The 24,768-nt window shown below is 72.7% G+C and carries 21 protein-coding genes; 9 read left to right on the top strand and 12 right to left on the bottom strand.

Going from position 1 to position 24,768, the window contains the following annotated elements:
- Positions 1–7: 7 nt before the first annotated feature.
- From BJY14_RS35695 to BJY14_RS35675, 5 genes are all read right to left on the bottom strand, one after another.
- Positions 8–1,999, bottom strand: a complete 1,992-nt coding sequence (locus BJY14_RS35695) for a glycoside hydrolase family 44 protein (protein WP_179847632.1) — start codon at positions 1,997–1,999, stop codon at positions 8–10.
- 1 nt (position 2,000) lies between these two features.
- Positions 2,001–3,515, bottom strand: coding sequence for a cellulase family glycosylhydrolase (locus tag BJY14_RS35690; protein ID WP_179847631.1), 1,515 nt, complete (start codon positions 3,513–3,515; stop codon positions 2,001–2,003).
- A 192-nt stretch (positions 3,516–3,707) separates the two neighbouring features.
- On the bottom strand, positions 3,708–3,857 hold the full coding sequence (locus BJY14_RS35685; protein WP_179847630.1) for a hypothetical protein: 150 nt from the start codon (positions 3,855–3,857) through the stop codon (positions 3,708–3,710).
- A gap of 111 nt (positions 3,858–3,968) precedes the next feature.
- The gene (locus BJY14_RS35680; RefSeq protein ID WP_179847629.1) at positions 3,969–4,856 is read right to left on the bottom strand and encodes an amidohydrolase family protein; all 888 of its coding nucleotides are present in this window, start codon (positions 4,854–4,856) and stop codon (positions 3,969–3,971) included.
- Between the two features lie 20 nt (positions 4,857–4,876).
- Positions 4,877–5,893, bottom strand: a complete 1,017-nt coding sequence (locus tag BJY14_RS35675; RefSeq protein WP_179847628.1) for an alpha/beta hydrolase — start codon at positions 5,891–5,893, stop codon at positions 4,877–4,879.
- A 169-nt stretch (positions 5,894–6,062) separates the two neighbouring features.
- Between BJY14_RS35675 and BJY14_RS35670 the strand changes: the two genes are divergently transcribed.
- A complete protein-coding gene (locus BJY14_RS35670; RefSeq protein ID WP_179847627.1) occupies positions 6,063–7,049 on the top strand; it encodes a diacylglycerol/lipid kinase family protein in 987 nt (328 codons plus the stop codon).
- A gap of 4 nt (positions 7,050–7,053) precedes the next feature.
- On the opposite strand, the gene BJY14_RS35665 is transcribed toward BJY14_RS35670, so the two are convergent.
- Both BJY14_RS35665 and BJY14_RS35660 read right to left on the bottom strand, forming a co-directional pair.
- Complete coding sequence (locus BJY14_RS35665; RefSeq protein ID WP_179847626.1) at positions 7,054–7,623, bottom strand: PadR family transcriptional regulator; 570 nt, start codon at positions 7,621–7,623, stop codon at positions 7,054–7,056.
- Positions 7,624–7,684: 61 nt separating this feature from the next.
- Positions 7,685–8,539, bottom strand: coding sequence for an aldo/keto reductase (locus BJY14_RS35660; protein WP_179847625.1), 855 nt, complete (start codon positions 8,537–8,539; stop codon positions 7,685–7,687).
- A gap of 95 nt (positions 8,540–8,634) precedes the next feature.
- Here BJY14_RS35660 and BJY14_RS35655 point away from each other — a divergent pair, with 95 nt between their 5' ends.
- A complete protein-coding gene (locus BJY14_RS35655; RefSeq protein ID WP_179847624.1) occupies positions 8,635–9,300 on the top strand; it encodes a helix-turn-helix domain-containing protein in 666 nt (221 codons plus the stop codon).
- A 21-nt stretch (positions 9,301–9,321) separates the two neighbouring features.
- Here the strand turns inward: BJY14_RS35655 and BJY14_RS35650 are convergent, their stop codons facing one another.
- Genes BJY14_RS35650 through BJY14_RS35635 form a run of 4 tightly spaced genes read right to left on the bottom strand, consistent with a single transcriptional unit; the run spans position 9,322 to position 15,482 of the window.
- Positions 9,322–9,714: a hypothetical protein gene (locus BJY14_RS35650; RefSeq protein WP_179847623.1), complete on the bottom strand. Its 393-nt coding sequence runs from the start codon at positions 9,712–9,714 to the stop codon at positions 9,322–9,324.
- Entirely contained in the window at positions 9,714–12,047 is a 2,334-nt protein-coding gene (locus BJY14_RS35645) for a DUF4132 domain-containing protein (RefSeq protein ID WP_179847622.1), read from the bottom strand. The genes BJY14_RS35650 and BJY14_RS35645 overlap by 1 nt, the downstream gene beginning before the upstream one ends.
- On the bottom strand, positions 12,047–13,282 hold the full coding sequence (locus BJY14_RS35640) for a DUF4132 domain-containing protein (RefSeq protein WP_179847621.1): 1,236 nt from the start codon (positions 13,280–13,282) through the stop codon (positions 12,047–12,049). Before BJY14_RS35640 ends, BJY14_RS35645 begins: the two co-directional genes overlap by 1 nt.
- Positions 13,283–13,331: 49 nt before the next feature.
- Positions 13,332–15,482: a DUF4132 domain-containing protein gene (locus BJY14_RS35635; RefSeq protein WP_179847620.1), complete on the bottom strand. Its 2,151-nt coding sequence runs from the start codon at positions 15,480–15,482 to the stop codon at positions 13,332–13,334.
- Positions 15,483–15,596: 114 nt separating this feature from the next.
- Between BJY14_RS35635 and BJY14_RS35630 the strand changes: the two genes are divergently transcribed.
- The 5 genes from BJY14_RS35630 to BJY14_RS35610 all read left to right on the top strand — a co-directional run bounded on the left by BJY14_RS35630 (position 15,597) and on the right by BJY14_RS35610 (position 20,067).
- Complete coding sequence (locus BJY14_RS35630; protein ID WP_179847619.1) at positions 15,597–17,054, top strand: flavin-containing monooxygenase; 1,458 nt, start codon at positions 15,597–15,599, stop codon at positions 17,052–17,054.
- A 24-nt stretch (positions 17,055–17,078) separates the two neighbouring features.
- The gene (locus BJY14_RS35625; protein WP_179847618.1) at positions 17,079–17,846 is read left to right on the top strand and encodes an SDR family NAD(P)-dependent oxidoreductase; all 768 of its coding nucleotides are present in this window, start codon (positions 17,079–17,081) and stop codon (positions 17,844–17,846) included.
- Positions 17,847–17,968: 122 nt separating this feature from the next.
- The gene (locus tag BJY14_RS35620) at positions 17,969–18,916 is read left to right on the top strand and encodes a DMT family transporter (RefSeq protein ID WP_179847617.1); all 948 of its coding nucleotides are present in this window, start codon (positions 17,969–17,971) and stop codon (positions 18,914–18,916) included.
- Between the two features lie 17 nt (positions 18,917–18,933).
- Entirely contained in the window at positions 18,934–19,695 is a 762-nt protein-coding gene (locus BJY14_RS35615) for a serine protease (RefSeq protein WP_179847616.1), read from the top strand.
- Between the two features lie 51 nt (positions 19,696–19,746).
- A complete protein-coding gene (locus BJY14_RS35610; protein WP_179847615.1) occupies positions 19,747–20,067 on the top strand; it encodes a GroES family chaperonin in 321 nt (106 codons plus the stop codon).
- Positions 20,068–20,401: 334 nt separating this feature from the next.
- On the opposite strand, the gene BJY14_RS35605 is transcribed toward BJY14_RS35610, so the two are convergent.
- Positions 20,402–21,367: an IS481 family transposase gene (locus BJY14_RS35605; RefSeq protein WP_179843367.1), complete on the bottom strand. Its 966-nt coding sequence runs from the start codon at positions 21,365–21,367 to the stop codon at positions 20,402–20,404.
- 718 nt (positions 21,368–22,085) lie between these two features.
- Here BJY14_RS35605 and BJY14_RS47485 point away from each other — a divergent pair.
- Both BJY14_RS47485 and BJY14_RS35595 read left to right on the top strand, forming a co-directional pair.
- The gene (locus BJY14_RS47485) at positions 22,086–23,369 is read left to right on the top strand and encodes a glycosyltransferase (protein WP_179847614.1); all 1,284 of its coding nucleotides are present in this window, start codon (positions 22,086–22,088) and stop codon (positions 23,367–23,369) included.
- A gap of 21 nt (positions 23,370–23,390) precedes the next feature.
- Positions 23,391–24,764, top strand: a complete 1,374-nt coding sequence (locus tag BJY14_RS35595) for an arylsulfotransferase family protein (RefSeq protein WP_218905735.1) — start codon at positions 23,391–23,393, stop codon at positions 24,762–24,764.
- Positions 24,765–24,768: the final 4 nt, after the last annotated feature.

Here is a 24,768-nt window from a genome sequence, read left to right as displayed (position 1 = left end):
CCCGTGATCAGCGGGTGGTGCAGGCGGCGCCGTTGACCTTGAAGGCCGCCGGCGGCGGGTTCGTCCCGCCGCTCGATCCGTTGAAGCCGATCGTCACCGAGCCTCCCGGCCGGATGGTGCGGTTCCAGTCGAGGTTGCGGGCGGTCACGTCCGGGCCGCTCTGCGACCAGGCGGCGTTCCAGCCCTGGGTGACGCGCTGGCCCGCGGCGAAGCCGAACCCCAGCGTCCAGCCCTCGATGGGCGAGGTCCCGGTGTTGGCGACGGTGACCTGCGCGGTGAAGCCGGTCCCCCACTGCCTCTGCACCGAGTAGCCGGCCTCGCAGGCCGCGGCGGCCGGGCCGCCGTCCGCCGGGATCTCGACCAGGGTGATCGAGGACGCGGGGAACGTCGAGGTGAACCCGTCCGCGCCGACCGCCGCGTCCGGGGCGCGGACGATCGCGGACGTGTCGGCGCCGCCGTACCGGTAGACGCGCCCGGTCGCCGGGCCGGACCGTCCGGCGATCGAGACCGTGCTGGTGAGGTCGTCGGTGAGCGACTTGTTCACGATCATCAGGGTGAGCGCCTTGTCGGACGAGCGCTCCGCCGCGTACACCGCGAGCCTGCCCTGGTCCGCGCTCGACGCGCGGACGGACGTCTCGCCGAACGAGGCGCCCGCGCCGTCGTAGTTCCGGTACATGCGGAAGGCGTAGGCGCCCGGGTCCGACGTGCCCGGCGGCGCCCACAGCGTGGCCAGGTCGAGGCCCTCCCGCCCGAAGATCCCGAGGACGTCCGCCTGGGCCAGCGCCCCGTTCAGGTGCCCGAGCGCGCCCCAGTTGTACTCGGTGATCGCCAGCTTGGTGCCCGGATAGTTCTGGTTCACGAGTTCGCGCATCCGCGGGATGTAGTTGATCGGCTGCCCGATCCAGCTCTCGTCGGTGTAGGCGGGGTCCCACAGCTGCCGGGTGGAGCGCAGCCGCAGCTCCTGGGTCGCCGCGTCGCCGGGGTCGCCGGAGGACACCCCGGCCTGCTGCGGGTAGATGTGCTCGTCGAAGTAGTCGAGGATGCGGGTCCCGTGCTCCTGTTCGTACGCCTTCATCTGCCGCAGGTACCAGTCCGCGAACGGGACGCCGCCGTGGGCCGCCCGGTCAGGCGGGTTCGACCAGCAGTCCCCGCCCTCACGGTCGCAGGTCTGCTTGTCGAGGCCCGACATCGTCAGCGACTGGAAGCCCCAGCCGACGGGGCCGAGCGTCCTGGCGCTGGGGTCGGCGGCCTTCACGGCCGAGGCGATCGCGTACGTCTGGCGGCGCATCTCGTCGTAGCCGGCGCCGTCCGGGTGGACGTCGCGGTGCGTGGCGTGCCAGAGGTCGGGCTCGTTGTCGAGGTTGTAGAAGCGCACGCCGCCGGCGTCGGCCCGGCCGTACTTGCCCGTCAGATGGGACAGCCAGTCGGTGACGTACTGGGCGCCGGCCGGGACGCTGGTGTCGGCCGGGTCGTTGCCGGTCACGTTCGTCCCGTCCGGCTTCACACCGTTTCCGCAGTCGGGCCGCCACTGGGTGTCGGCGCCCTGCTGCGGCCCGTACTTGGCGATGCCGAACCCGCAGGTGTAGTCGCGGCCCTTGGGCGTCCAGCCGATCAGCGGGACGGTGAGGAGGGTGCCGGTGCCGGTCCGGCGGTCCTGGTCGGTGAACTGGTCGGTCTCGGACCCGTCGGGGAGCTTGGCGGGGTCCGGTGCCGGGCCGGGGACGTTCTCGAAGTACCAGTCCGAGCCCCGGTTGGTCTCGTCGTAGAGGTAGTTGTAGCGGCTCGTGGCGTTGCCGCCCCATCGCCGGACGGGGAGGCGCAGCTCCTTGGCGAGGTCTTCGGCGGCGAAGTTCATCCCGTAGACGTAGGGGCTGATCGCGTGCCGGGACGCGGACGGGTCGACGGTGAGCGCGGGGCCGTCCGCGGCCCGCGCCGGGGGCGCGGCCCACGGCAGGAGCGCGGCGGCCGCGACGACGGCGAGCCAGGCCTTCCGGGTCATGTCACACCTCGCATGCCTTGTCGTCGACCTCGAACGCGGCGGGCGCGCCGCTCGCCGAGCCGGTCGCCTGGAACCCGATCGAGAGCGAGGCCCCGGGCGCGATCGAGGCGTTCCAGTCGAGGTTCTTGGCGGTGACGGCCGCGCCGCTCTGCGACCAGGCAGCGCTCCACCCCTGGCCGATCTTCTGGTCGCCGGGGAAAGCGAACTCCAGCGTCCAGCCGTTCAGCGCCGAGGACCCGCTGTTGGTGATGGTGACCTGGGCGGTGAAGCCGCCCGACCAGCTGTTCTGCACCGTGTAGGCGACCTTGCAGGACGTCCCCGGCGTGCCCGGATCGCCGGGGTCGCCGCCCGGATCGCCGGCGCCGAGCAGGTAGGGGTCGAGGTAGGACTGCTTCGCCGTGTTCACGGTCGTCCAGTCGTCGTTGAGGATGCCGCCGGTGTCGCCCGAGTTGGGGTTCCACGACCAGAAGGTGAAGGAGATCCCGCCGGTGCCCTTGCCGAGGTAGGCCATGAGGGTGCGCAGCCAGGTCTGGTCGCGCGGGTCGCTCAGCGTCGTCCCGAACTCGCCGAGCAGGACCGGCGCGACGTTGTTCTTGTAGAGATGGCCCCAGTTCTTGTCCCAGATCCCGGCCAGGTTGGAGGGGAAGGACGGGTCGTCGAACCACGGCTGCGGGTACACCGACGTGGCGTAGTCGTGGGCGGAGTACACGAGCCGGTTCGCGACGTTCAGCCGCACCGGGTACTGCGCGGCGCCCTGGAGGTTGCCGCCCCACCAGTAGTTGTCGCCGCCGTGGTCGTTGACGCCCTCGACGATGATCAGCCAGTTCGGTTCGGCCGCGAGGATCGCGTTGCCGGCCCGTTCGGCGGCCAGCCGCCAGTCCCTGCTCTGGTCGCCGCAGCCCCAGCAGGCCGGGGAGTGCGGCTCGTTGTGCAGGTCGGCGCCGATCACCGTGGGGTCGCCCGCGTAGTGCCGCGCGAGCATCGTCCAGTCGGAGATCCAGCGCGACTCGGGGTAGGCGGCGGTGTACCAGAGCGCCGACTGGCCGCCGGAGTCCGGGCGGTGCCGGTCGAGGACGACCTTGAGCCCGATCCGCCCCGCATAGGCGATGATCTTGTCCAGGATCTGCAGCCCGTTCAGCCCCTGCAGGTCGGGGTTCTTGGAGTAGTCAATGCTGTTCGGTGCGCTGCCGGAGTCGAACAGCTGGCTGCTGTAGGGCAGCCGCAGCGTGTTGTACCGCAGGCTCTTGATCTGGTCGAGCATGTCCTTGTAGCCGCGCGACCAGAGGCCGTGCGGGGCGTAGTTGGACGTCTCGGCGCCGAACCAGTTGATGCCCGTCATCCGCACCGGCTGCCCGGCGGCGTCGAGCAGCTGCCGGCCGCTGGTGTGCCAGTAGCCGGCGCCGGCCGCGCGGGCCGGGCGCGGCGCGGCCTGGACGAACGCCAGCGCCAGCAGCACGGCCATGATGATCGGGACGAGGCGGGTCCGCCGGAGTCTCGCGGTCAGGGTCGTTCTCATGCGGGGTCCTCGGTCGAGTGAGTGGGAGCGCTCCCACAGTCGGCGGAGGGACCCGGCCTGTCAAGGACGGAGCGCGCCGTCCCGCGCTGACCTGGCACCCCGTGTGAAAACTGGTGAAAAAAGGCTGGCCCCGCACTCTGTGCGGGGCCAGCGGTTAACAATCAACGGTCAGGCAACAACAAGGTCGGTTCGTCAGCTCTTGATCTTGCCCGCCTTCGGGTCGACGCCAAGATTCTCCGCCGTCTCCTTGACCAGCTTGTCGAGGTCCTCCTTGGGCCCGCTGAAGATGACCTGCGGGTAGGTCTTGTCATCCTCGGGCTGCGGAGGCGTATCGGCTGCCATATTCATCCACTCCATCTCGTTTTATCCCTAATAAGAAGTCGAAGCATTGACTCCGACCACACGGGGATCGTCCGAGATACTCGGGATGCCGCAACGGCCTCGGTCCGGCGCCTACGAGAGGCCGAAGAGGTCGGCGGGGCCGTGCCAGCAGACGGTGCGCAGCCAGTCGTCGCCGAGGTCGAGCGCGGCCAGCGACTCCAGCTGGTGCGCGTACGCGTAGGGGATGTTCGGGAAGTCGGTGCCGAGAAGGACGCGGCCCTCCAGGCCGAGGTCGCGCAGCCGGGGCAGCAGCGCGTCCGGGAAGGGCGCCAGGGCGGCGAAGCGAGTGAAGATCATCGTCGTGTCGAGGTGGACGCGCTCGTGGGCGTCGGCGAGGGCGAAGAAGCCCTCGAACTCCGGCGCGCCGAGGTGGGCGACGATCGCGGTGAGGCCCGGGTGGCGGGCGAGGACCTCGCCGAACGGGCCGGGCCCGGTGAAGCCGTTGGCGACCGGCCCGGAGCCGGCGTGGACGAGGGCGGGCACGCCGGCGTCGGCGAGCATCCCCCACACCGCGTCCAGCTCCTTGAGGCGCGGGTCGAAGCCGCCGACCTGGAGGTGGACCTTGAAGACGCGGGCGCCCGCGTCCAGCGCGCGGCGCACGTACTCCTCGACGCCGGGCTCGGGGTAGAACGTGGCGGACTGGAGGCACTCGGGGACGCGGGCGGCGAACCGGGCGGCCCACTCGTTCAGCGACTCGGCCATGCCGGGGCGGTGCGGGTAGGCGAGCGAGGTGAACGCGCGGACGCCGAGCCCGTGCAGGAAGTCCAGCCGCTCCTGCTCGGAGTCCCGGTAGCGGATGGGCCACTCGGTGCCGATCAGCGGACCGGCCTCGTCGAAGTAGCCCCACACCGCGCTCATCAGCCGCTGCGGCATGAAGTGGACGTGGACGTCGATGATGCCGGGCAGCCCCAGCGACCGCCAGAACGCGGGGACGTCTGAATCAGAACGAGGTTCGGCCACGCCCCGACACTAGCCTCCGCTCAGGTGATCTCCGCGAGCAGGGCGGGCAGCGCGGCCCGCAACTCCCGGCGCCAGTAGGGCCAGGTGTGGGTGCCCCGGTAGAAGTGCGTGGTGACGGGGACGCCGAGCTTCTTCAGCTTGCCCGCGAACTCCCGGGAGACGGTGTGGGCGAGGGCCTCCAGCACGTCGCAGGGGGCGGCGTCCAGCACGCCCCTGGCGGGGTGGTCGAAGGGGCCGGGGGCGCCGTCCCCGGCGCTGACGTGCACGCGGACCCCCGCGAGCCGGCCCGCGAGGTCGTAGGGGTTGTGCTGGCGCCACACGACGCGCTGCTCGTCAGGGTCGCCCCACACGTCCGTCCAGTCGAGCGACGGCGCGCCGATCGCGACGCTCAGCTCGACGAGGTCGGCGACGTCGAGCCCGGACGGGTCGCGGTGCAGCGTGTGCACCGGCCCGCTGAACGACGCCGCCGCCCGGAACAGGCCCCGGTGCCTGGCCGCGTAGGCCAGCGCGCCGAGCCCGCCCATCGCGTTGCCGGCGACGGCGCGGTCCGGGCCCGCGCGGTATCCGCGTTCCAGGATCTGCCGGAGTTCGGCGAGGTGGAAGGTCTCCCACTTCGGCGCGCCGCCGCCACCGCGGTTCCACCAGTCGGTGTAGCTGCCGCACGGCCCGCCGTCCGGCATGACGACGATCACATCGGCGTCCTCGGTCAGCTCCTCGATGTCGCTGTGCTCGCTCCACGCGGTGTGGCCGTCCCGGCCCGCGGAGGCCCCGTGCAGGAGCCAGAGCACCGGCCAGGTGCGGGAGGCGTCCCGCGACCAGCCGGGGGGCAGCAGCAGGCGGGCGTGCGCGACGCCCTCCAGGACGGGGGAACGCACGGCCAGGTCGAGGACGCGGCGGCGCGGGCGGCGCTCGCCGACCACGGTCGCGCCGTCGTCGGCGGGGGCTCCGGGCGGGGCCGTGCCGCCCGCCGCGATGGACGCGGTCAGCCCGGCGACCGCAACGATGAGTCCCGCCCCCGCCAAGCCGCGCAACCGCATGATCCGCCCCCGTCGTCCAGAGGTGCCTGCTGGTAAAGGTTCCCTCTGACGGGAATGTTTCAACGCTGTGTAATCGGTTTATAAAATGTCGGGCCGGGAGTTCCGGTCCACGTACCTTTCCGGGTGGTGCGGACGAAGGGGGCGACCGGAAGAGATGCGGAGCGTCCAGATGCGGAGCAAGGCGGAGCTGGAGTCGGCGATCGCGGACGGCGGGCGCGCGGTGCTGGTGATCAACTCCCGCTCCCGGCGGGGGCGGCGGCTCTACGGCACGGCCCGCCGCCTGCTGCGGGAGGCGGGGCTGGAGTTCCCGCACGTCTTCCCGGTGACCGACCCCGCCCGGCTGCGGGAGCTGTTCGCCGACGTCCTCGCCCTGGAGCCCGACCTCGTCGTCGTCGGCGGCGGGGACGGCACGGTCGCCGAGGCGGTCGGGCACCTGGCGCACCGCGACATCGCGCTCGGGGTGCTGCCGCTCGGCACCACCAACAACTTCGCCCGCAGCCTGGAGCTGCCGCTGGACCTGCCGGGCGCGGTCGCGACCCTCGCCGTCGGCCGGCCGGACGGCGGGAAGGTCGCCGACGTCGACGTCGGCTGGTTCGAGTCGACGGGCGACCCGCAGGGCGAGGGGCCGGGCGCCGACCGCGAGCACATCTTCGCCAACATGGTCAGCCTCGGCCTGTCGGTCCAGGTGGCCGAGCACGTCCCGCACACGCTCAAGCGGTTCATCGGGCGCCCCGCCTACGCGCTGACGGCGGCGGGCCTGCTGCCCCGCCACGAGGCGTTCACCGCCCGCATCACGATCGACGGCGAGACGCACGAGGTCGCGACGCACCAGCTGAACGTCGCCAACGGCGCGCACCACAGCGGGCAGCGCATCGCCCGCGACGCCAGCCCGGACGACCGGCTGCTGGCGGTGTACCGGCTCGGCGACGAGCGGCGGCTGCGGCTGGCGTCGGCCACGGCCCGGCACGTCCTCACCGGCCCGTGGCGGTCGCTGGAGGACGACGCCTTCCTCACCACGACCAGCGTGGAGATCGAGACCGACCCGCCGATGCAGGTGGACGTGGACGGCGAGGTCCGCGGCCGCACCCCGGTGTCGATCAAGCTGCGCGGCAACGCCCTGCGGGTGATCGTCCCGAGGACGTTCGTCGACACCTGACCGGCTAGGGGCCGCCCGGTCCGCGCTCGTCGGCCATGACGTAGGCGCCCGCCTCCAGGCGCTCGATCACGCCGAGCGTCCAGGTCCGGGCGGAGTCGGCGGAGTGGACCCACCAGCCGAGCAGCTCGCGGAGGTGGTCGGCGGGGTCCAGCTCGTCCAGGGGCGGGGCCACGGAGGCGCGCCAGGCGGCCAGGCCGTCGAGGCGCTCGCGCAGCAGGGCGAGCGCCTCGGCGCGCGGCAGCTCGGTGAGGAACCCCAGGCCCGCCGTCAGCATCTCCGGGTGCCGGACGTCCACCGCGGAGAGGGCGGAGCGCAGCAGCCGGTGGAACTCCGCCCGGCCGGCGTCGGTGATCTCGTAGTCGGTGTGCGGCGGACCGGCCTCGCTCTCCTCCACCTCGTGGGCGTGCAGCAGGCCCTCCTTGGCCAGCTGCCTGAGCGCGTGGTAGATCGAGCCCGGGTTGACGTGGGCCCACTCGTCCGAGCCCCAGGACAGCAGCTCGCGGCGGACCTCGTAGCCGTGCGCCCGCCCGAACCTGCGCACCCCGCCGAGCACCAGCAGCCGCGTCGTCGACATCCTCTCCCCCTGATCGCAAACCTGTTCAGGGTAGAGGCTCCGGCGACCGCGCGCGCGGTCCTCACCGCTTCAGTGCGGCGAGATCCTCCGGGGCGAGCGCCAGATCCGCGGCGGCGAGGTTCTCCTCCAGGTGGGCCGGGGAGCCCGTGCCGGGGATCGCGAGCATGACCGGCGAGAGCGCCAGCAGCCCGGCCAGGAGCACCTGCGGGACGGTGGCGCCGTGGCGGGCGGCGATCGCGTTGACGCGCGCGTCGTCGGGGATGCCGAACCCGCCGAGCGGGAAGTAGGGGGCGTAGGCGATGTGGTCGCGCTCACACGCGGCGAGGAGTTCGGCGTCCTGCGGCCGCGTCACGTCGAAGCGGTTCTGTACGGCCGCGACCGGCGCGATCCCACGCGCCTCCTCCAGCTGGGCGAGGCTCACGTGGCTGAGCCCGAGGTGCCTGATGAGGCCCTCCTCGCGAAGCCCGGCCAGGACGGCGAACCGCTCCCCGACCGGCTCGTCCGACGGGGCCTCCAGACCGCCGGGACGCAGGTAGACCAAGTCGAGCCGGTCGAGCCCGAGCTCGGTGAGGTTGCGCTCCACCTCGGCGCGCAGCTCCGACGCCGGGACCTGCCCGGACGGGAAGGGGTCGCCCGGTCCCCGGTAGGGGCCCACCTTCGTGGCGACGACCAGGCCGGGCGGGTAGGGGGCGAGCGCGGCGCGGATCATCTCGTTGGCCGCGGGGCCGCCCTGGTAGTAGTAGAACGCGGCCGTGTCGATGTGGTCCACGCCCAGTTCGACGGCGCGCTGGAGGATCTTGATTCCGGTGTCCCGGTCGTTCGCGGGCCCGCCGCGGGTGCTCGCGGGCAGCCGCATCGCGCCGAAGCCCATCCGGGAGATGCGCAGGTCGCCGCCGAGATCGAAGTGTCGTGTCATGCGGTCCACTGTGCTGTGCCCGCCAGGCCGCGGCGAACCGCTGGCAGCTTGCTGCCACGGCGGCGCTCGGCGGGCCGCGTGGCAGACTGGGCCCCGTGAGCGTCGATCTGGACCGCAACGTCGTGCTGCGCGGCGAGGAGGAGCTGGTCGAGCGCGCCGGACGGCTGTTCTTCGCGTGCGAGGAGTTCGCGTGCGCCGCGACGGACCAGAACACGTGGGCGATGCCCGGGCTCCGGGAGCGGATCGTCGCCGAGCGGCGCCGGATCCGGCCCGTCCCGGCCGTCCGCAAGCTGTACAACCCGGCGGCCCTCGCCGACGAGGAGTCCGAGCGGCGGCTCCTCGCGATCGCCGCCGCGGGCGCGCGGGTGCGGATCTGCCCGGCGCCGCTGCCGCACGAGACGATCATCGTGGACCGGAAGGTCGCCATCCTCGCGGGCCCGGTGGAGGGCGGCGTCCGCGAGTACACCGTCGTCCGGTCGCCGGGCGTCGTGAAGGGCGTGGTCTCGCTGTTCCAGGCGACGTGGGAGACGGCGGCCGAGCTGGCCGACCACCGGCGCGGCCGGCCGCCCGCGCTGAGCGAGGAGAGCCTGCGCATCCTGCGGCTGCTCGGCGGCGGGCTGAAGGACGAGGCGGCCGCGCGGCGGCTCGGCATGTCGCTGCGCACCTACCGGCGCCGCGTCGCGGAGATCCTGGCCCTGCTGGACGCCGACTCCCGCTTCCAGGCGGGCCTGCGCGCCCACGAGTTCGGCCTGGTCGGCTGAGTCCCCCGGGCGGCCCGGCCCTCAGCCGCCGACGAGCGGGACGAGCTTGACGAAGACCAGGTCGGGGTCGCCGGTGAGGTCGATCTCCTCGTCGAGGTCCTCGACCTGGCGGTCGGCGGCGAGCACGAAGAACCCGTTGCCGAGGAAGGCGCGCTCGGCGATGTCGGCCTGCCGTTCCCAGTCCAGGCGGCGGGGCTCGCGGAGCCGGTAGCCGTTCAGCTCCGCCTCGGCGTCGTCCGGGCGGACCAGGCCGTGGAACCGGTCGGACGGGCGGGCGTTGTGCCGGGCGACCTCCTCGCGGACCCGGAGCCTGATCAGCTCCCGGACGGTCATCCGGTCGGGCAGCCCCGCCACCTGGAAGCCGGCGACGGGCGCGCCGGCGGCAGTCTCGTCGCGGAAGTTCACGGCGGGCATCAGGCACCTCGCTTGATCTGCGTCAGGATGGACTCGTCGTCGATCGCGGCGTCGGCGGCGAGCAGGAACGCCTTGCTGAGGATGAGGGAGAGCCGCTCGTCCTCGAACGGCAGGAAGACCTTGGCCCCGGCGGCGCGGCGCTCCGGGACGATGCAGAGGAACGCGTCGTCCGGTTCCATCACGATGTTGGCCGAGCCGAGGTGGATCCGGTAGGTGCGCAGCTCGCCCCGCACCACCAGGTGGCGGCCGTCGATCGTGCAGCGGTCAGCGATCCTGGTGCGCGGCAGGACGCGTTCCAGCGCGTCCCGGCGGGACCGGGCCGACTCGCCGAGGTCGGCGTACCACGCGCGGACCCAGTACTCGTGCGCCTCGCCGTCCTCCCACATGGGGTCGGCGGCGATGGAGGAGACGCCGACGAACAGGTCCACGTCCCGCATCGCCTCGCTGAACACCAGCGGCGGGACGTCGGCGAGGGCCGCCTCCCGCCAGCCGCCGCCGTCGCCGCGGCGGTCGAACACCACCCGGTTCGTGCCGGCGATCTCGTGCTCGCCCTGCCAGTCGGCCAGGACGTGGGAGAACCTGACCCGCCACTCCCCCGCCGCGAGCGTCCGGGCCGCCTCGTCGGAACCTCCGCCGTCCCAGGGGCCGAGCAGGGCGCTCGTCCAGCCGCGGGCCCGGAACAGGGCGAACATCCGCCGGTAGTGGACGAGGTGCGCGGCGAACCGGTTGGAGTACGTGACAGTGTCCGCTTCCGCGGGGGTGAGGAGGTAGATCTCGCGGAACGCCTGCTTGAACGGCTGCCGGATCCGCCGGTCGACGAGCAGGTCGCGCCAGGCGCGCACCTCGTCCGGCCGCGACCTGATGGGGTGCCACAGCCGGACGGGCGCGTCGTCGGCGGCGTCCGGCAGTTCGCCCGCCTCGGGCAGGACGGTGCGCCAGTCGCCGGGGGCGGCCTCGATCTGCCAGAGGAGCGCGCCGACCGACGGCCCGGCGATCGGATGGCGCAGCAGCGTGTCCCGCCACCGGCCGAACGGGTGGACGGCGTCGGCGGTGAAGCCGCCCTCCAGCGCCCGCGCGAGCGTGACGAGCTGGGCGTTGACGCGTTTGACGAGGTCGCGGAGCTCCTTGACGTCGTCCTTGTGGTCGCGGCGGACGGGCACGGGGACGCCCTTCAGCGCCGTGCCGTCCTTCTCGAAGGTCAGCTCGGCCCTGCCCGTGGTGATCGTGACAAGGGCCGTGTAGCCGCCGAGTTCCCGGCGCAGGACGCCGCCGGGCCCGAAGCCGAGATCGGGGAGGCGCAGCGCGACCTCGGTCCGCTCGGCGAGGGCCGCCTCGACCTTCTTGAGCATCTTGTCGAGCTGCTTGGGCACCCCGGCGTGCCGGACGTTCCCGCGGACGGTCCGGATCGCGGTGACCAGCTCGGGCGTCGGGAACTCCTGCGCGGCCCGGACGAGCTCGTACAGCAGCGCCTGGGACGGCAGCGTCTTCGCCTGCGTCGGGGCCACCGAGATGCCGGGCAGGAGCCGGTCGAACAGGGCGGGCAGCCACGGCTCGTCGCGCAGCAGCGCGATGCGCGCAGCGAGCCCCACGGCGGCGACCTCGTCGCCGGTGAACGCGCTGTCCGCGCGGAACGGGACCTCCCCCTCCTGGACGGCGCGGGCGCGTTCGGCCGCGGCCTCAAGGGCCCGGCGGGCGAACTCGGCGCACGCGGGGACGGCCGCGATGCGCTCCCACACCTCGGACGGGACGGGCGGGGAGTTGAACGAGCGGCTGTCGGCCACCTGGGCGAGCAGCACCCGCTCCACCGGAGCGAGGCGCACGACGGTGTCCAGCTCGTCGTGCACGATCGGTCCCTTCCACTTCTGGCGCAGGCGGCGGTCGACCGCGCGCAGGATGTCGTCGCCCGCGAGCCCGGCGATCGCGAGCAGCGCGAAGGGCTGGTCGAGGCGGTCGTGGACGAGGAAGAACTCGGCCAGCGTCCGGGCCGGGCGAGAGAGGTCGGGCCAGGGCCCCGTGCAGCGGACCAGCGTGCCCGTACCGAGGACGAGGTCCGCCCACTTGCGCTGGGCCAGCCCGTCGACGAGCGACTGGAACATCCGCTCGCACGCCTCCGGCGTGTAGCGCGGCTGCCGCTGCTTGGCCTCGTCCTCGATCCTGAGCCGGACGGACATCGACACGAACGGCGCCTCCCGGCCGACCGCGTAGGCGGCGGGCACGAGGGTGCCGAGGTCCTGCTCGGACAGCGCCGACAGGTCGGGATACCAGGTGCGGAACTCCTCGTCCTGCGCCGTCGGGTCGGTCATGGCCTGCAGCAACCGCGCGGTCAGCTCCATCAGGCGCCCCTCTTGATCTGCCGCAGGACGGCCTCGTCGGTGATCCGGTGGTCGGCGGCCAGCAGGAACGCCGTGCCGAGGACGCGCGCCAGCCCCTCGTCCTCGAACGGCAGGAACAGGCCCTTCTGGCCCGTCCGCCGGGGCGGCTCGACCCCCAGCCGGCGGTCGCCCGGCTCCATCAGCACGCCGCCGGAGCCGAGGTGGACGCGGTAGGTGCGCAGCCCGCCGCGGACGACGAGGAACCGCCCGTCGACCGAGCAGCGGCCGGCGATCCTCGTGCCGGGCAGGATCCGGCGCAGCACGTCCCCGCGGATCTCCGCGGTCGCCGACGGCGCGCCGAACGGGTCGTCCTCCGCCGCCGGCGCGAGGCGCAGGAACAGGTCGGCCTCCCGCATGCCCTCGCTGAACACCGTCGGTGGCACGGCCCGGTGCGGCTCCTCCCGCCAGCGGCCCGCGGCCCGCCGCTCGAAGGTCACCCGTGCCCGGCCCCCGGGGCATCCGACCCGCCAGGCGCCCTCGCCGAGGACGCGCCGGGACTCCCCGTCGAAGCGGCCGCCGCGCAGATCGGCGCCGGACTGGCCCGGCCGGTAGGTCTCGCGGAACGCCTGCCGGAACGACTGCGTCATCCGGTTGCCGGCCACGAAGTCCCGCCAGGCCCGGACGGCGCCCGGGAACGCCCGCGCCGGGTGCCACAGCCGCACCCGCGCGCCGCGCGGCGGCACGGGCAGGGCGCGGCCGTCCACGGTGACCAGCACGTCCTCACCGGGCGTGGCGGCATGCCAGTGCCCGTCCGGCTCCTCGAACTCCCAGATCAGGCCGTGCGCGACCCGCCCGGTGACCGGATGGTCGCGGTAGTGCCGGCACCACTGCCCGTAGGGCCAGGTCCGCTCGGCCGCCATCAGCGCCTCGACCCGCGCCCGCTCGGCGGCCAGCGTCGCGCGGACCTGCCTCGCCAGCGCCTTCGTCTCCTTGACCTGCGCGGCGAACGACGCGCGGAGCGCGCCCGGGACGGTCGGCAGCGGGCGGCCCTCCGCGCCGATGAAGGTGAGCCGGACGGTCATCGGGTCGGCGATGGCGAGGACCGCCTGGTAGCCGCCGATGTCGCGGGCGAGCGAGCCGTCGCGGCCGAGCCCGTGCGCGGGCACGCCGGGCTCAGGGGGCTCGGCGGGTTCGGCGGGGCCGGGCGGGCGGTCCAGAAGGTCGAGTGCGGCCGGCGGCCGGGGGTCGTCGGTCATGAATTGATCTTTCCAGAGGGAGGCGCCGGTTCCGGGACGTTTCAGGTGATCAACGCTCGATCTGGCGCCGGATCGAGGCGTCCGCGATCTTGTGGTCGGCGGCGAGCAGGAACGCCTTGCTGAGGATGAGCGAGAGCCGCTCGTCCTCGAACGGCAGGTACAGCGTGCCGGGGGCCCGGCGGCCCTGGACGACGCACAGGTAGGCGCCGTCCGGTTCCATCACGACGTTGGCCGACCCGAGATGGATCCTGTAGGTGCGCAACTCGCCGCGCACGACCAGGTGGCGGCCGTCGAGGGCGCAGCGGCCGGCGATCCTCGTTCGCGGCAGGATGCGCTCCAGCGCCGCGCGGCGGACCTCGGCGCTCGCGGTCAGCGCGCCGAAGCCCGCCTCGCGCCAGTAGGCGGTGCGGCGGTCCTCGCCCCGGTCGGCCCAGTCGGGGTCGGCGGCGATGGAGGTGACGCCGACGAACAGGTCCACGTCCCGCATCGCCTCGCTGAACACCAGCGGCGGGACGTCGGCGAGCGGCGCCTCCCGCCAGCGCCGGCCGTGCCCGCGCTCGAAGCGGACCTGGTCGGTCGCGGCGTGCTCGAACGTCCAGCCGTCCTCGTCGTCGACCGGCTCGTGGTAGAAGCACGCCCGCCACTCGCCCCCGCCGAACTCGCCGCGCGCCTCGCCGTTGTAGCCGCCGTCGTGGCGGCCGAGGAAGTTCGCCTGCCAGCCCCGCTCCTTGAACAGCGCGTACAGCCGCCGGTAGTGGACGATGTGCGCCGCGTACCGGTTGGAATAGGTCGCGGTGCGCTCCTCCGCGGGGGTGAGGAGGTAGATCTCGCGGAACGCCTGCTTGAACGGCTGCCGGACCTGCTCGTCGACGACGCGCTCCCGCCAGGCCCGCACGTCGTCCAGGGCCGCCCGGATGGGATGCCAGAGCCTGACGTGCGCGGCCTCGCCGGCGGGGGCGCCCAGGGACGCGCGCCAGAGGCCGTCCTCCCCCTGGAACTCCCAGATGAGCCCGCGGACGATCGCACCCGTGACCGGGTGGTCGCGGTAGTGCTCGCACCATTCGGCGTAGGGCCAGACGCGGTCCTGCGACATGAGGCCCTCGACGCGCGCCCGCTCGCTCGACAGCGTCGCCCGCACCTCCTTGGCGAGCGCCTTCATCCGCCTCAGCTCGTCGGGGAAGCCGTCCTTGACCGCCGCCGGAGCCGTCCGTGAGGCGCGGCCGTCCGCGCCGGTGAAGGTGATCCGGACGGTCGCCGCGTCCTCGACCGCGACGCGCACCGTGTGCTCGCCGGCGGCCTGCTCCACCGAGCCGTCCGGGCCGAGGCCGTGGGCGGGGACGGTGCGCTCGACGAGCTGGGCCCGCGTGATGCCCTGCCGCCCGGCCGCCGCCTCGAGCGCCGTGTCGAGCTGCTTGCGCAGCGCGCGGTTCCTGACCGGCGCGCGGAGCCGCCAGAGCGCCTCCAGCGCGCCCGGATCGTCGATCGCGCCCAGCGCGTTGATCGCCGCGCCCGCGAGCTTGGGGCCCTCGTAGAGGTCGCGGCCGGACGTGCCCGTCCGCAGGGCGACCGCGCGGAGGCGGGGCACGACCTCGGGGCCGCCACAGAGGGCCGCCGCCCAGAGGACTCCGCGCGCGACGTCACCGTGGTGCGGGTGGACCAGGTGGTGGTAGCCGCAGGACTCGTCGTGCGGGCCGTCCTCGCGGGGGCAGTGCGGCTCGTCCTCGGCGAGCACGCGGAGGCATTCGGCGACGTCCCCGCGCGCGGCCGCCTCGTCGGCGAGCGCGACGCACGTCCGATGCCACTTGCTCGTGGGGCGCGGCGCGGACAGGCTCACCAGGTGCCGGACGAACCGGGTCAGCTCGGCCGACGGCGCCTCCCGCACGCGCTTCCGGAGCGGCGCCGCCCACGTGTCGTGAACGGGGAGCATCCCCTCGGGCAGGTACGCCACGTCCACGCTCGCCAGCAGAGCCCGCAGACGGCGGTCGATCCGCTCCCGGTACCCGATCGCGACGTCGGCCCGCGCGAAGCGGCCTTCGAGGCGCTTCAGCAGCGGCGCGAGCTCGCGCAGGGCACCGGCGTCGAGGCGCTCGGCGGCGGGCAGGGCCTCTTCGAGGAGCAGGGCGAGCCGGTGGCCCTGCTCGCCGGACTCGCAGACACGCGCCAGCAGCGCCTGGACCGTACCGGAATCGTCGTCGGACATGCCGGGATGCTGGCAGAACCGACCGACAAAACGCGCCGCGACGACACCTTCTCAGTGACTTCATGGTCACCTACGCTCGGGAGGTACCGACACAGAACGAGGTTCGGGACGGCCATGACGCACAGCGTGGTGATCATCGGGAGCGGGTTCGGCGGCATCGGGATGGCGATCCGGCTGCGGCGGGCCGGCGTCCGCGACGTGGTGATCCTGGAGAGGGCGGGCGACCTCGGCGGGACCTGGCGCGACAACACCTACCCCGGCGCGGCCTGCGACGTCCCCTCCCACCTGTACTCGTTCTCGTTCGAGCGCAAGACCGACTGGTCGCGCCGCTTCCCGCCGCAGGCGGAGATCCTGGAGTACCTGCGGCACTGCGCCCGCGAGCACGGCGTCCTGGACCTGATCCGGTTCGGCGCCGAGGTGACCGAGGCGCGGTTCGACGAGGACGCGGCGCTCTGGCGGATCTCCACCACGACCGGGGACCTCGCGGCCCGGGTGCTCGTCTCGGCGTGCGGGCAGCTCAACCGGCCCGAACTCCCCTCGATCGTGGGGCGCGAGTCGTTCGCGGGGCCGGCCTTCCACTCCTCCCGCTGGGACCACGGCGCCGACCTGCGCGGCAGGCGGGTCGCGGTGATCGGGACCGGCGCGAGCGCGATCCAGATCGTCCCGGAGATCGCCCGGGAGGCGGCGGAGCTGACGCTGTTCCAGCGGTCCGCGCCCTACGTGATCGACAAGCCGGACCGGCCGTACCGGGACTGGGAGCGGACCGCGCTGCGGGCCGTCCCCTGGCTCCAGTCGCTGAGCCGCGCCCGGATCTACGCCTCGTTCGAGGCCCGCGCGCTCGGCTTCATCAAGTACCCGCGGCTGATGGGGGTCATGGAGCGCGGCTTCCGCCGGCACCTCGCCGAGCAGGTCCCCGACCCGGCGCTGCGCGCCGAACTCGTCCCCGGGTACCGGATGGGATGCAAGCGGATCCTGCTGTCCGGCGACTACTATCCGGCGCTGAACAGGCCGAACGTCCACCTCGTCACCGACCCGATCGAGCGCGTCACCCCGGCGGGCGTCCGGACGGCGGGCGGCGAGCACGAGGCCGACGTCATCGTCTACGCGACCGGGTTCCGCTCCACCGAGTTCCTGTCCCCCATGAAGATCGTCGGACGGGGCGGGCGGGAGCTGAACGAGGCGTGGCGGGACGGCGCGCAGGCGCACCTCGGCATCACCGTCAGCGGCTTCCCCAACCTGTTCCTGCTGTACGGGCCCTACACCAACCTCGGGCACAACTCGATCATCTACATGCTGGAGTCGCAGTTCCGGTACGTCCTCGGATGCGTGGAGGCGCTGCGCGGCGCGGGCCTCGACTGGATCGACGTGCGGCCGGACGTGCAGGACGCGTTCACCCGGGAGATGCGGGAGCGGATGCGCTCCACCGTCTGGGAGGCGGGCTGCCAGAGCTGGTACATGACGGCGGGCGGGAAGGTCGTCAACAACTGGCCCGGCTACACCTTCGCCTACCGCCGCGCGACCCGCCGCCCCGACCCGCGGCACTTCCGCGCGCGGCGCGCGACCGCCCGGTAGCGAACGCGGCCTAGGCTCGGTGCCATGCCGACCGCCTTCATCACCGGCGCGACCGCGGGCATCGGTGCCGCCTTCGCCCGCCGCCTCGCCTCCGACGGGTTCGACCTGGTCCTGCTGGCCCGCGACGCCGAGCGCCTGGAACGGACCGCCGAGGAACTGCGCGCCGACTACGGCGTGCGCGCCGAGACGCTGCCCGCCGACCTGTCCGCCGAGGAGGGCCTGGCCGCCGCGGAGGAGCGCGTCCGCAAGGACGTCGACCTGCTGGTCAACAACGCCGGGTTCGGCAACAGGGGCGTGTTCCTGGAGGTCCCGGTCTCGGACGAGCTGACCATGCTGCGCGTGCACTGCGAGGCCGTCCTGCGGCTCACGCACGCCGCCCTCCCCGGGATGCTGGCGCGCGGCCGGGGCGGCGTCGTCAACGTCTCGTCGGTCGCGGCGTTCGCGACGCGCGGCACCTACGGGGCGTCCAAGGCGTGGGTCGTGAACTTCAGCCAGGGCGTCGCCTCCGACATCCGGAAGCGGTCGCGGGGCCGCGTCCGGGTGATGGCGCTCTGCCCCGGGTTCGTGCACACCGAGTTCCACGACCGCGCCCAGATGGACATGTCGGACGTCCCGAACTTCATGTGGCTGGACAAGGACGACGTCGTCGCCGCCGCCCTGCGCGACCTGCGCCGCGGCGTGCAGGTCAGCGTCCCGGGGGCGCAGTACAAGGCCGTCGTCGGGGTCACCCGGCTCCTGCCGCGCGGCCTCGTCGCCCGCCTGTCGTCCACCACCGGCCGTCACTACGATTGATCATGTAGTCGGGGGTCACGGCCTTGTCACGGGCGGTGCGAGAGGGCAAGGTGACAGGGCGAGTCGCTTCGAGGCGCGCCGGACGACTCTTCCCGCCCCCGTCCGCCGAAGGGTCTTTCCCGATGGGTCACGACCTGGGCTACGCCGCCCTCGCCCTGCTCGCCACTACCGTCTACTACATCGCCTTCCTCGTCTTCCGCGTCTCCGCGCGCCGGATGGAGCCGCTGCGAGGCAGCCGCCCGTTCCGCGTCGCCCGGCTCATGCTGACCGACCCCGTCTGGCTGGGCGGCGGCCTGCTGCTGTTCCTCGGCCTCGGCTACGAGGTCGTCGCCTTCTCCGCGGTGCCGCTCGCCGTCGCCCAGCCCGTCTTCGCCCTCGGCCTGGTGCTCCTCGTCGCCTTCGCGGTCGGGTTCCTCGGCGAGCGGCTGAGCCTGCGCGAATGGGCGAGCGTCGCGCTGTTCGTCCTCGCCACCGGGCTGATCGGGCTGTCGGCCACGACCGAGGGCGAGCCGCGCGCCGACGCCACCCTCACCGGGACGCTCGCCCGGCCCTGGACCATGCTCGCCGTCTGCGCCCCCGCCGTGATCGTCGCCGCCCTGGTGTGGCTGGTCGGCGACCGCCGCGCCGGCGGGCGGCACGCCCGCAGGCTCGCCGGGGTCGCCTACGGCATCGGCGCCGGGGCCTGCGCCGGGCTGGCCGAGGCCGGCATCCGCGGCATCTCGCTCCTCTACGAGGACACCGGCAGCGTGCGGGCCGTCCTGGAGTCCCCCTACCCGTACCTGACGATCGGCCTCGCCGCGATCGCCCTCGGACAGCTCCAGGTCGCGCTGCAACGCTGCCGGATCGCGATCGTCGCGGTCGTGCTCACCGTCATCGGCCGGACGTACCTGGTCCTCAGCAGCACCGTCCTGTTCGGCGAGCAGTGGCCGCGCGACACCGGGCCGTTCGCGCTCCGGGCGGGCGGCTTCGCGCTCGCGCTGGCCGCGCTGGCGCTGTTCCCCCGCTACGAGGACCCGGCCGCGCGGTCCCCCGAGGCCGCCGCCGGGAAACGGGTGCGCGCCACGCCTTGATCGCTTACAGTGCGGCCATGGCCCTGCCGTCCCGCCGGTCCCTCGGCCTCGCGCTCCTCGGAGCCTCCCTGGGACTCGCGCCGCTCGCCGCCCCCGCCCCCGCCCACGCCATCATGGGCGGCGCCCCCGCGTCCGCCGCCCGGTACCCGTGGCTGGCCGCCGTAGGCTCACCGATCTTCTTCGTCCGCCCGGCCGGACAGTTCTGCGGCGGCGTCCTGACACGGCCGGATCAGCTCATCACCGCCGGCCACTGCGTGTCGATGTTCCGCTCCGTGCCCGGCGTCCTGACGGTCACCTTCGGCCGGGACGACCTCACCGACCGGGCCGGCGAGACGGTCACCGTCAAGTCCGTACGCATGCACCCGAAGTACCGCGAGACCTCCTTCAAGGGCGAGACCGTCAGCCACCACGACCTCGCCGTCCTGACCCTCACGCGCCGCGTGAACCGCCCGCCCGCGCCCCTCGGCACCCCCGGCACCGCCCGCACGGCCCAGATCGCCGGATGGGGCTTCACCTCCGAGAACGACCTGTTCAACACCCGCCTCCGGGCCGCCACCGCGCCCCTACCCGGCGACGCCGCATGCCGGCGCGCCTACGGCGACTCCTACGACCCGGCCGACATGCTCTGCGCCGGATCCCCCAAGGCCGACTCCTGCCAGTTCGACAGCGGCGGCCCCCTCATCGCCAACGGCCGCGTCGCCGCCCTGGTCTCCTGGGGCTACGGCTGCGGCAAACCCGGCTACCCCGGCGTCTACGCAAGACTCGCCTCCCTCCCCTGACCCCGACCGCGAGGAACGTTCCTACCCGCGCGGGCGGATAAACTCGCCCGCGTGTCCGAGCCGAAGTTCGAAGTCCAGATGCTGCACGACCGCGTCATGATCAAGACCGAGAAGGACAGCGGTGAGCGCCGCAGCACCGGCGGCATCGTCATCCCCGCCACCGTCGAACAGCAGAACCGGCTGGCCTGGGGAGAAGTCTGCGGGGTCGGCCACCACGTCCGCATCGTCAAGCCCGGCGACCGCGTCCTGTACCACCCCGGCGACCAGTACGAAGTCGAAATCCAGGGCGAAAACTACCTGGTCATGCGCGAACGCGACCTCCACGCCATAGCCAGCGAACGCCCAGAACACGGCACTGGGTTGTATCTATAGCCTTTTTCTCCTCCTTCGGGCCTTGGCGGCCCTCCATCGTCGATAAAGGCGGGCGATCGCTGGCATCGCTCCGGCTCGCCTTGCGGCTCGCTGCGCGATCAGGTTCTCGCAAGCTCGAACCTGCCTTCGGACGCGATCGCAACCATTGAGGTTGTCGCGTGGTTATTGAGCCGGCTGAGGTCGTCCGGTGTCTATTACAGTGCACCCCTCCTTCGGGCCTGGCGGCCCTGCTGTGTTCATGGCAGTGACCTCCTCCTTCGGGCCCGGAGGGCCCTCCATCGTCGGGCACTGCGGCGATCGCTGGCATCGCTTCGACTCGCCTAGCTGTACTCGGTCATGATCTTGGTGACAGTCGGGTGATGGGTGGCTTGCCGCCCAGGGCCGAGTGGGGGCGTGTGGTGTTGTAGTGCTCCAGCCAGGGCTTGAGGGCTTGGGTGCGTTGGTCGTTGCTGGTGTAGGGGCGCCGGTAGGCCCATTCGGTGGCCAGGGTGCGGTTGAGGCGTTCGGCTTTGCCGTTGGTCCAGGGATGGCGGGGTCGGGTGAACTTTTGGCGGGCGCCCAGTTGGGCGCAGGCCTGCTGGAAGGCGGCCGAGACGCGGTAGTTCTTGGCGTTGTCGGTGAGCACCCGGTGGATCCGGGTGATGCCGTGGCCGGCGAAGAACGCTGCGGCTCGGGTGAGGAAGGCGGCGGTGGTGGTGCCTTTCTCGTCGGGCAGGACTTCGGCGTAGGCCAGGCGGGTGTGGTCGTCGATGGCGGTGTGGACGAAGTCGTAGCCGATGCCGCGGACGCGGACGGCTTGGCCGCGGCCGTGTGCCCGCCAGCCGCCGCCGTCGGGGATGCGGCCGAGTTTCTTGACGTCCAGGTGGATCATCTCGCCCGGTGCGTCGTGCTCGTAGCGGCGCTCGCTCGCGCGGGACGCGCGGATCCGGGTGCCGGTCAGCGGGTCGCAGGCCGCCAGCACCGGCACACCGTGACGGCGCAGGATCCGGGTGACGGTGCGGGCCGGCACTCCGGTGGCCGCCGCGATGTGGTCGGGCCCGGCACGCAACTCATCTCGGGCGGCCAGCACCCGCTCCTCGGTCTTGACCGGGGTCCGGGACGGGCACGCGCGCGGCCCGCTGCGCCGCTCGGCCAGCCCGGCCCAGCCTTGGTCACGGAACCGTCGGACCCACCGGTGCGCGCATTGCCGCGACACCCCGAGCTCGGCGGCGACGTGCGCGACCGCACGCCGGTCGAACACGACACGGCGAACCAGTAGACATCTGCCATGAAGCGTCAGCCGGGCATTAGCGTGACCCACAAGGACCTCCTGGTGACGGTGAAGTCGGTGAAACTCCACTACGCCAGGAGGTCCTCTTGCTGATCAAAGACCTACCGGTCAGGTGTCACCAAGATCATGGCCAAGTACACCTAGCGGCTCGCTGCGCGATCAGGTTCTCGCTTCGCTTGACCCTGCCTTTGGACGCGATCGCAACCGTTGAGGTTGTCGCGTGGTTGCGGTGCGGGCTGAGGTTGTTGCGTGCCTCTGGTGGGGGCCTAGGTCATCGCAGTGGCGAGTAGCGAATGGCGCGTAGCACTTGATCGGTGGGCAGGCCGAGGGGGTTGTCGCCATCGGCCGTCGCGCCTCCGCGAAGCCTGGAATGAAGTGCGCTCTGAGGAATTTCGAGGCGGCAGCGAGAACCTGATCAGCTGCTCACTGACCGGCAGCCACTACTGCGACAACCTCAGCCGACGCCGCAACCACGCAGCAACCTGAAGGGTTGCGATCGCGTCCGAAGGCAGTTTCGAGCGAAGCAAGAAACTGATCGCGCAGCGAGCCGCAAGGCGAGACGGAGCGATGCAGCGATCGCCCGCAGTGTCTTTTTTTTCGGGCCCCCAGGGCCCGAAAACAAAGACACTGCAATAAATACTGTCCGGCGGGGTGGGGAGGGCTGTTGTGCGGTCTAACGCCGATCGTGCGGGGTGGCGGGGGTCCGTAGCGTTCGTGGGGTTCCCCCTAGAGAGCGCAGGTGAGAGCGGTGCGGATCGCTTTTCTTTCGGCCGGTACTCGTGGTGATGTGCAGCCGATGATCGCCATTGGCGATGAGCTGGTGCGGCGCGGGCACGAGGTGGTGGTGGCCGTCAACTCCGATCTGGCGCCGTGGGTGCGCAGGGCGGGGCTGGAGGCTTTTTCGACGGGTACGGACATCGGCCGGTTCCTCAGTTCGGAGGAGGGCCGCGCGATGCTGGCTCGGGGGCGGGCGATGACGGCGATCCGGCGGATCGCGGCGGACGAGCGCAGGGTGAACGGCGAGATCACTGAGGCCTGCCGGGCCGCGGCGGAGGGCGCCGACCTCATTCTGACCACGTTGACGATGGGGCTGCGCGGGTTCTATCTGGAGGAGGCGCTCGGGATTCCCAGCCGGATCCTGTATTCCTTCCCGATTCAGCCCACCGGGGACTTCACGAGCAGCATCATGCCGCGGGTGCGGGACTTCGGTGTGCCGTGGGCGAATCGGGCGAGTTCGCGGGTGCTGAATCAGCTGTACTGGCGCCAGAACAAGGCGAATCTGGACGAGTTGTGCGACGCGATGGGGGTTCCGCGGGTGCGGCGCCTGCCGCGTCAGGAGGACTGGCCCGCGCTGCATCTGTACAGCCGGCATGTGGTGCCGGTCCCGTCCGATCTGCCTTCCCGGCATGAGTTGGTGGGCTGGCCGGTGCTGGGGCCGGCGCTCCGTGAGCGTCTCGGTGAGGGGGTCGTGGACGCCGGGCTGGACGCGTGGCTCGATGCGGGGACGCCGCCGGTGTATTTCGGGTTCGGCAGCATCCCGGTCCTCTCGCCTGAGGAGACGCTGCGCGGTCTGGCGGAGGTGACGGCGCGGCTGGGGGTTCGCGGGCTCGTCGGGGTCGGGTGGAGCGAGCTCGGGCGGTTCGCCGGCGACCTGCCGGAGCATCTGTACGTCGCGCGGTCGGACTTCGACCATGACCGGGTGCTGCCGCGGTGCCGTGCCGCGGTTCACCACGGGGGCGCGGGGACGACCGCGTCGGCGCTGCGGGCGGGCCTTCCGGCGGTGGTCGCCAGCGTCTACGCCGACCAGCCGTTCTGGGGGTGGCGCGTCGAGCGGCTCGGCGCCGGGGTCACGCTGCCGTTCCGCAGGCTCACGCCAGACCGGCTTCACCGCGCTCTCGGCCGGGTGCTCGACCCCGCGTACCGCGATCGCGCTCGGGCGCTGGGCGACGCCTTGCGCGAGGAGGACGCCGTCGCGCTGACCGCCGATCTGGTGGAGCGGTGGGGTCCGGTCCGTACTTCTACCCATTCCTAAGTGTTCTTGCAGGTGGATTCCATGACGGAAGCAGTGATTTCAGCCGTGTCCGGAGCTCTGCCGGACTACTCGCAGATCCCGCGGATTCGGGTGACTCGGGCGCTGGACGGGCTCGCGCCGGGGTACCTGTTCATGTCGCCGCAGTCCCTTCTGGAGCCGAAGAAGTGCCACGGCCCGCAGATCGCGGACGACCGGGGGCGCACGCTGTGGTTCCATCCCGTTCCCGAGGGCGAGTACGCGACGAACGTCCGGGTGCAGCGGTACCGGGGTGAGCCGGTGCTCACCTGGTGGCAGGGCGCGGCGACCGAGACGGGTGTGGGCGACGGGACCGGGTACGTCCTCGACCGCCGGTACCGCACCGTCGCGACCGTGAGGGCCGGTGGCGACCAGCCCTTCGACCTGCACGAGTTCCTGCTGACCGAGCGCGGCACCGCGCTGCTGGTCAGCTACCAGCCCAAGCCCTGCGACCTCAGCCCCATCGGCGGGCCCGCGGACGGCGTCGCGCTGGACAGCGTGGTCGAGGAAGTGGACGTGGAGACGGGCGAGGTGCTGCTGCACTGGAGCGGGCTGGAGCACGTCCCGCTCGCCGAGAGCGACCTGCCGGCGGCGCTCGCCGACCCCTACGACCATCTGCACGTCAACTCGGTCGCCGTCGACGACGACGGGGACCTGCTGATCACCGCGCGGATGTCGTCGGCCCTCTACAAGGTGGACCGGCGGACGGGCGAGATCGTCTGGAAGCTCGGCAGCGCGCACAGCTCGTTCGTCCTGGGCGTGGGGGCGCGGTGCCACTGGCAGCACGACGGGCAGCCCTGCGGGGACGGCGTCTACCGGTTCTTCGACAACGCGACGAACGAGCTGCTCGCGGGGTACGAGTCGCGGGTGGTGTGGGTCCGCGCCGACACGGCCACGGGCATGGCGACGTTCGTCCGGCAGGTCACCCATCCCGAGCACCTGTCCGCCATCGCCGAGGGCAACGCCCAGGACCTGCCCAACGGCAACACCCTCGTCGGGTGGGGGCGGGCCGCGCGGATCTCCGAGTTCTCGCCCGCGGGCGATCTGCTGTTCGACGCGCACTCCCCCACGGGCAACGGCTGGACCACCTACCGGGTCTACCGGTACCCGTGGGACGGCATGCCGGAGACGCCGCCGCAGGTCAGGGTCGAGGACGGACGCGTCCACGCCGTGTGGAACGGAGCCACCGGCGTCGCGCGCTGGCGGCTGTACGCGGGCCGTGACGAGGGCGCTCTCGAAGCCGTCGGAACCGTGGACTGGGACGGGCTCGACACGTCCGCGCCGCTGCCGGACGGGGGCCACCGGTTCGTGCGGGTCGAGGCGCTCGACGCCGGCGGCCAGTCCATGGGCGCCTCCCCCGTGACGCCGGTCGGCGCCTGACTCC

Source organism: Actinomadura luteofluorescens, assembly GCF_013409365.1.
In the GTDB taxonomy this organism is placed as follows: domain Bacteria; phylum Actinomycetota; class Actinomycetes; order Streptosporangiales; family Streptosporangiaceae; genus Spirillospora; species Spirillospora luteofluorescens.
The sequence above is the reverse complement of the archived record's forward strand: the minus strand, read 5'-3'. Positions and strand labels throughout refer to the sequence as shown.

Excerpts from the sequence above, each read along its gene's own strand:
- BJY14_RS35670 (WP_179847627.1), top strand. The coding sequence starts at position 6,063 with ATGCGGAGCAAGGCGGAGCTGGAGTCGGCGATCGCGGACGGCGGGCGC.
- BJY14_RS35615 (WP_179847616.1), top strand. The coding sequence starts at position 18,934 with ATGGCCCTGCCGTCCCGCCGGTCCCTCGGCCTCGCGCTCCTCGGAGCC.
- BJY14_RS35695 (WP_179847632.1), bottom strand. The coding sequence starts at position 1,999 with ATGACCCGGAAGGCCTGGCTCGCCGTCGTCGCGGCCGCCGCGCTCCTG.
- BJY14_RS35685 (WP_179847630.1), bottom strand. The coding sequence starts at position 3,857 with ATGGCAGCCGATACGCCTCCGCAGCCCGAGGATGACAAGACCTACCCG.
- BJY14_RS35665 (WP_179847626.1), bottom strand. The coding sequence starts at position 7,623 with ATGTCGACGACGCGGCTGCTGGTGCTCGGCGGGGTGCGCAGGTTCGGG.
- BJY14_RS35635 (WP_179847620.1), bottom strand. The coding sequence starts at position 15,482 with ATGTCCGACGACGATTCCGGTACGGTCCAGGCGCTGCTGGCGCGTGTC.
- BJY14_RS35640 (WP_179847621.1), bottom strand. The coding sequence starts at position 13,282 with ATGACCGACGACCCCCGGCCGCCGGCCGCACTCGACCTTCTGGACCGC.
- BJY14_RS35645 (WP_179847622.1), bottom strand. The coding sequence starts at position 12,047 with ATGGAGCTGACCGCGCGGTTGCTGCAGGCCATGACCGACCCGACGGCG.
- BJY14_RS35660 (WP_179847625.1), bottom strand. The coding sequence starts at position 8,539 with ATGACACGACACTTCGATCTCGGCGGCGACCTGCGCATCTCCCGGATG.
- BJY14_RS35595 (WP_218905735.1), top strand. The coding sequence starts at position 23,391 with ATGACGGAAGCAGTGATTTCAGCCGTGTCCGGAGCTCTGCCGGACTAC.
- BJY14_RS35630 (WP_179847619.1), top strand. The coding sequence starts at position 15,597 with ATGACGCACAGCGTGGTGATCATCGGGAGCGGGTTCGGCGGCATCGGG.
- BJY14_RS35690 (WP_179847631.1), bottom strand. The coding sequence starts at position 3,515 with ATGAGAACGACCCTGACCGCGAGACTCCGGCGGACCCGCCTCGTCCCG.
- BJY14_RS35650 (WP_179847623.1), bottom strand. The coding sequence starts at position 9,714 with ATGCCCGCCGTGAACTTCCGCGACGAGACTGCCGCCGGCGCGCCCGTC.
- BJY14_RS35625 (WP_179847618.1), top strand. The coding sequence starts at position 17,079 with ATGCCGACCGCCTTCATCACCGGCGCGACCGCGGGCATCGGTGCCGCC.
- BJY14_RS35620 (WP_179847617.1), top strand. The coding sequence starts at position 17,969 with ATGGGTCACGACCTGGGCTACGCCGCCCTCGCCCTGCTCGCCACTACC.
- BJY14_RS35675 (WP_179847628.1), bottom strand. The coding sequence starts at position 5,893 with ATGCGGTTGCGCGGCTTGGCGGGGGCGGGACTCATCGTTGCGGTCGCC.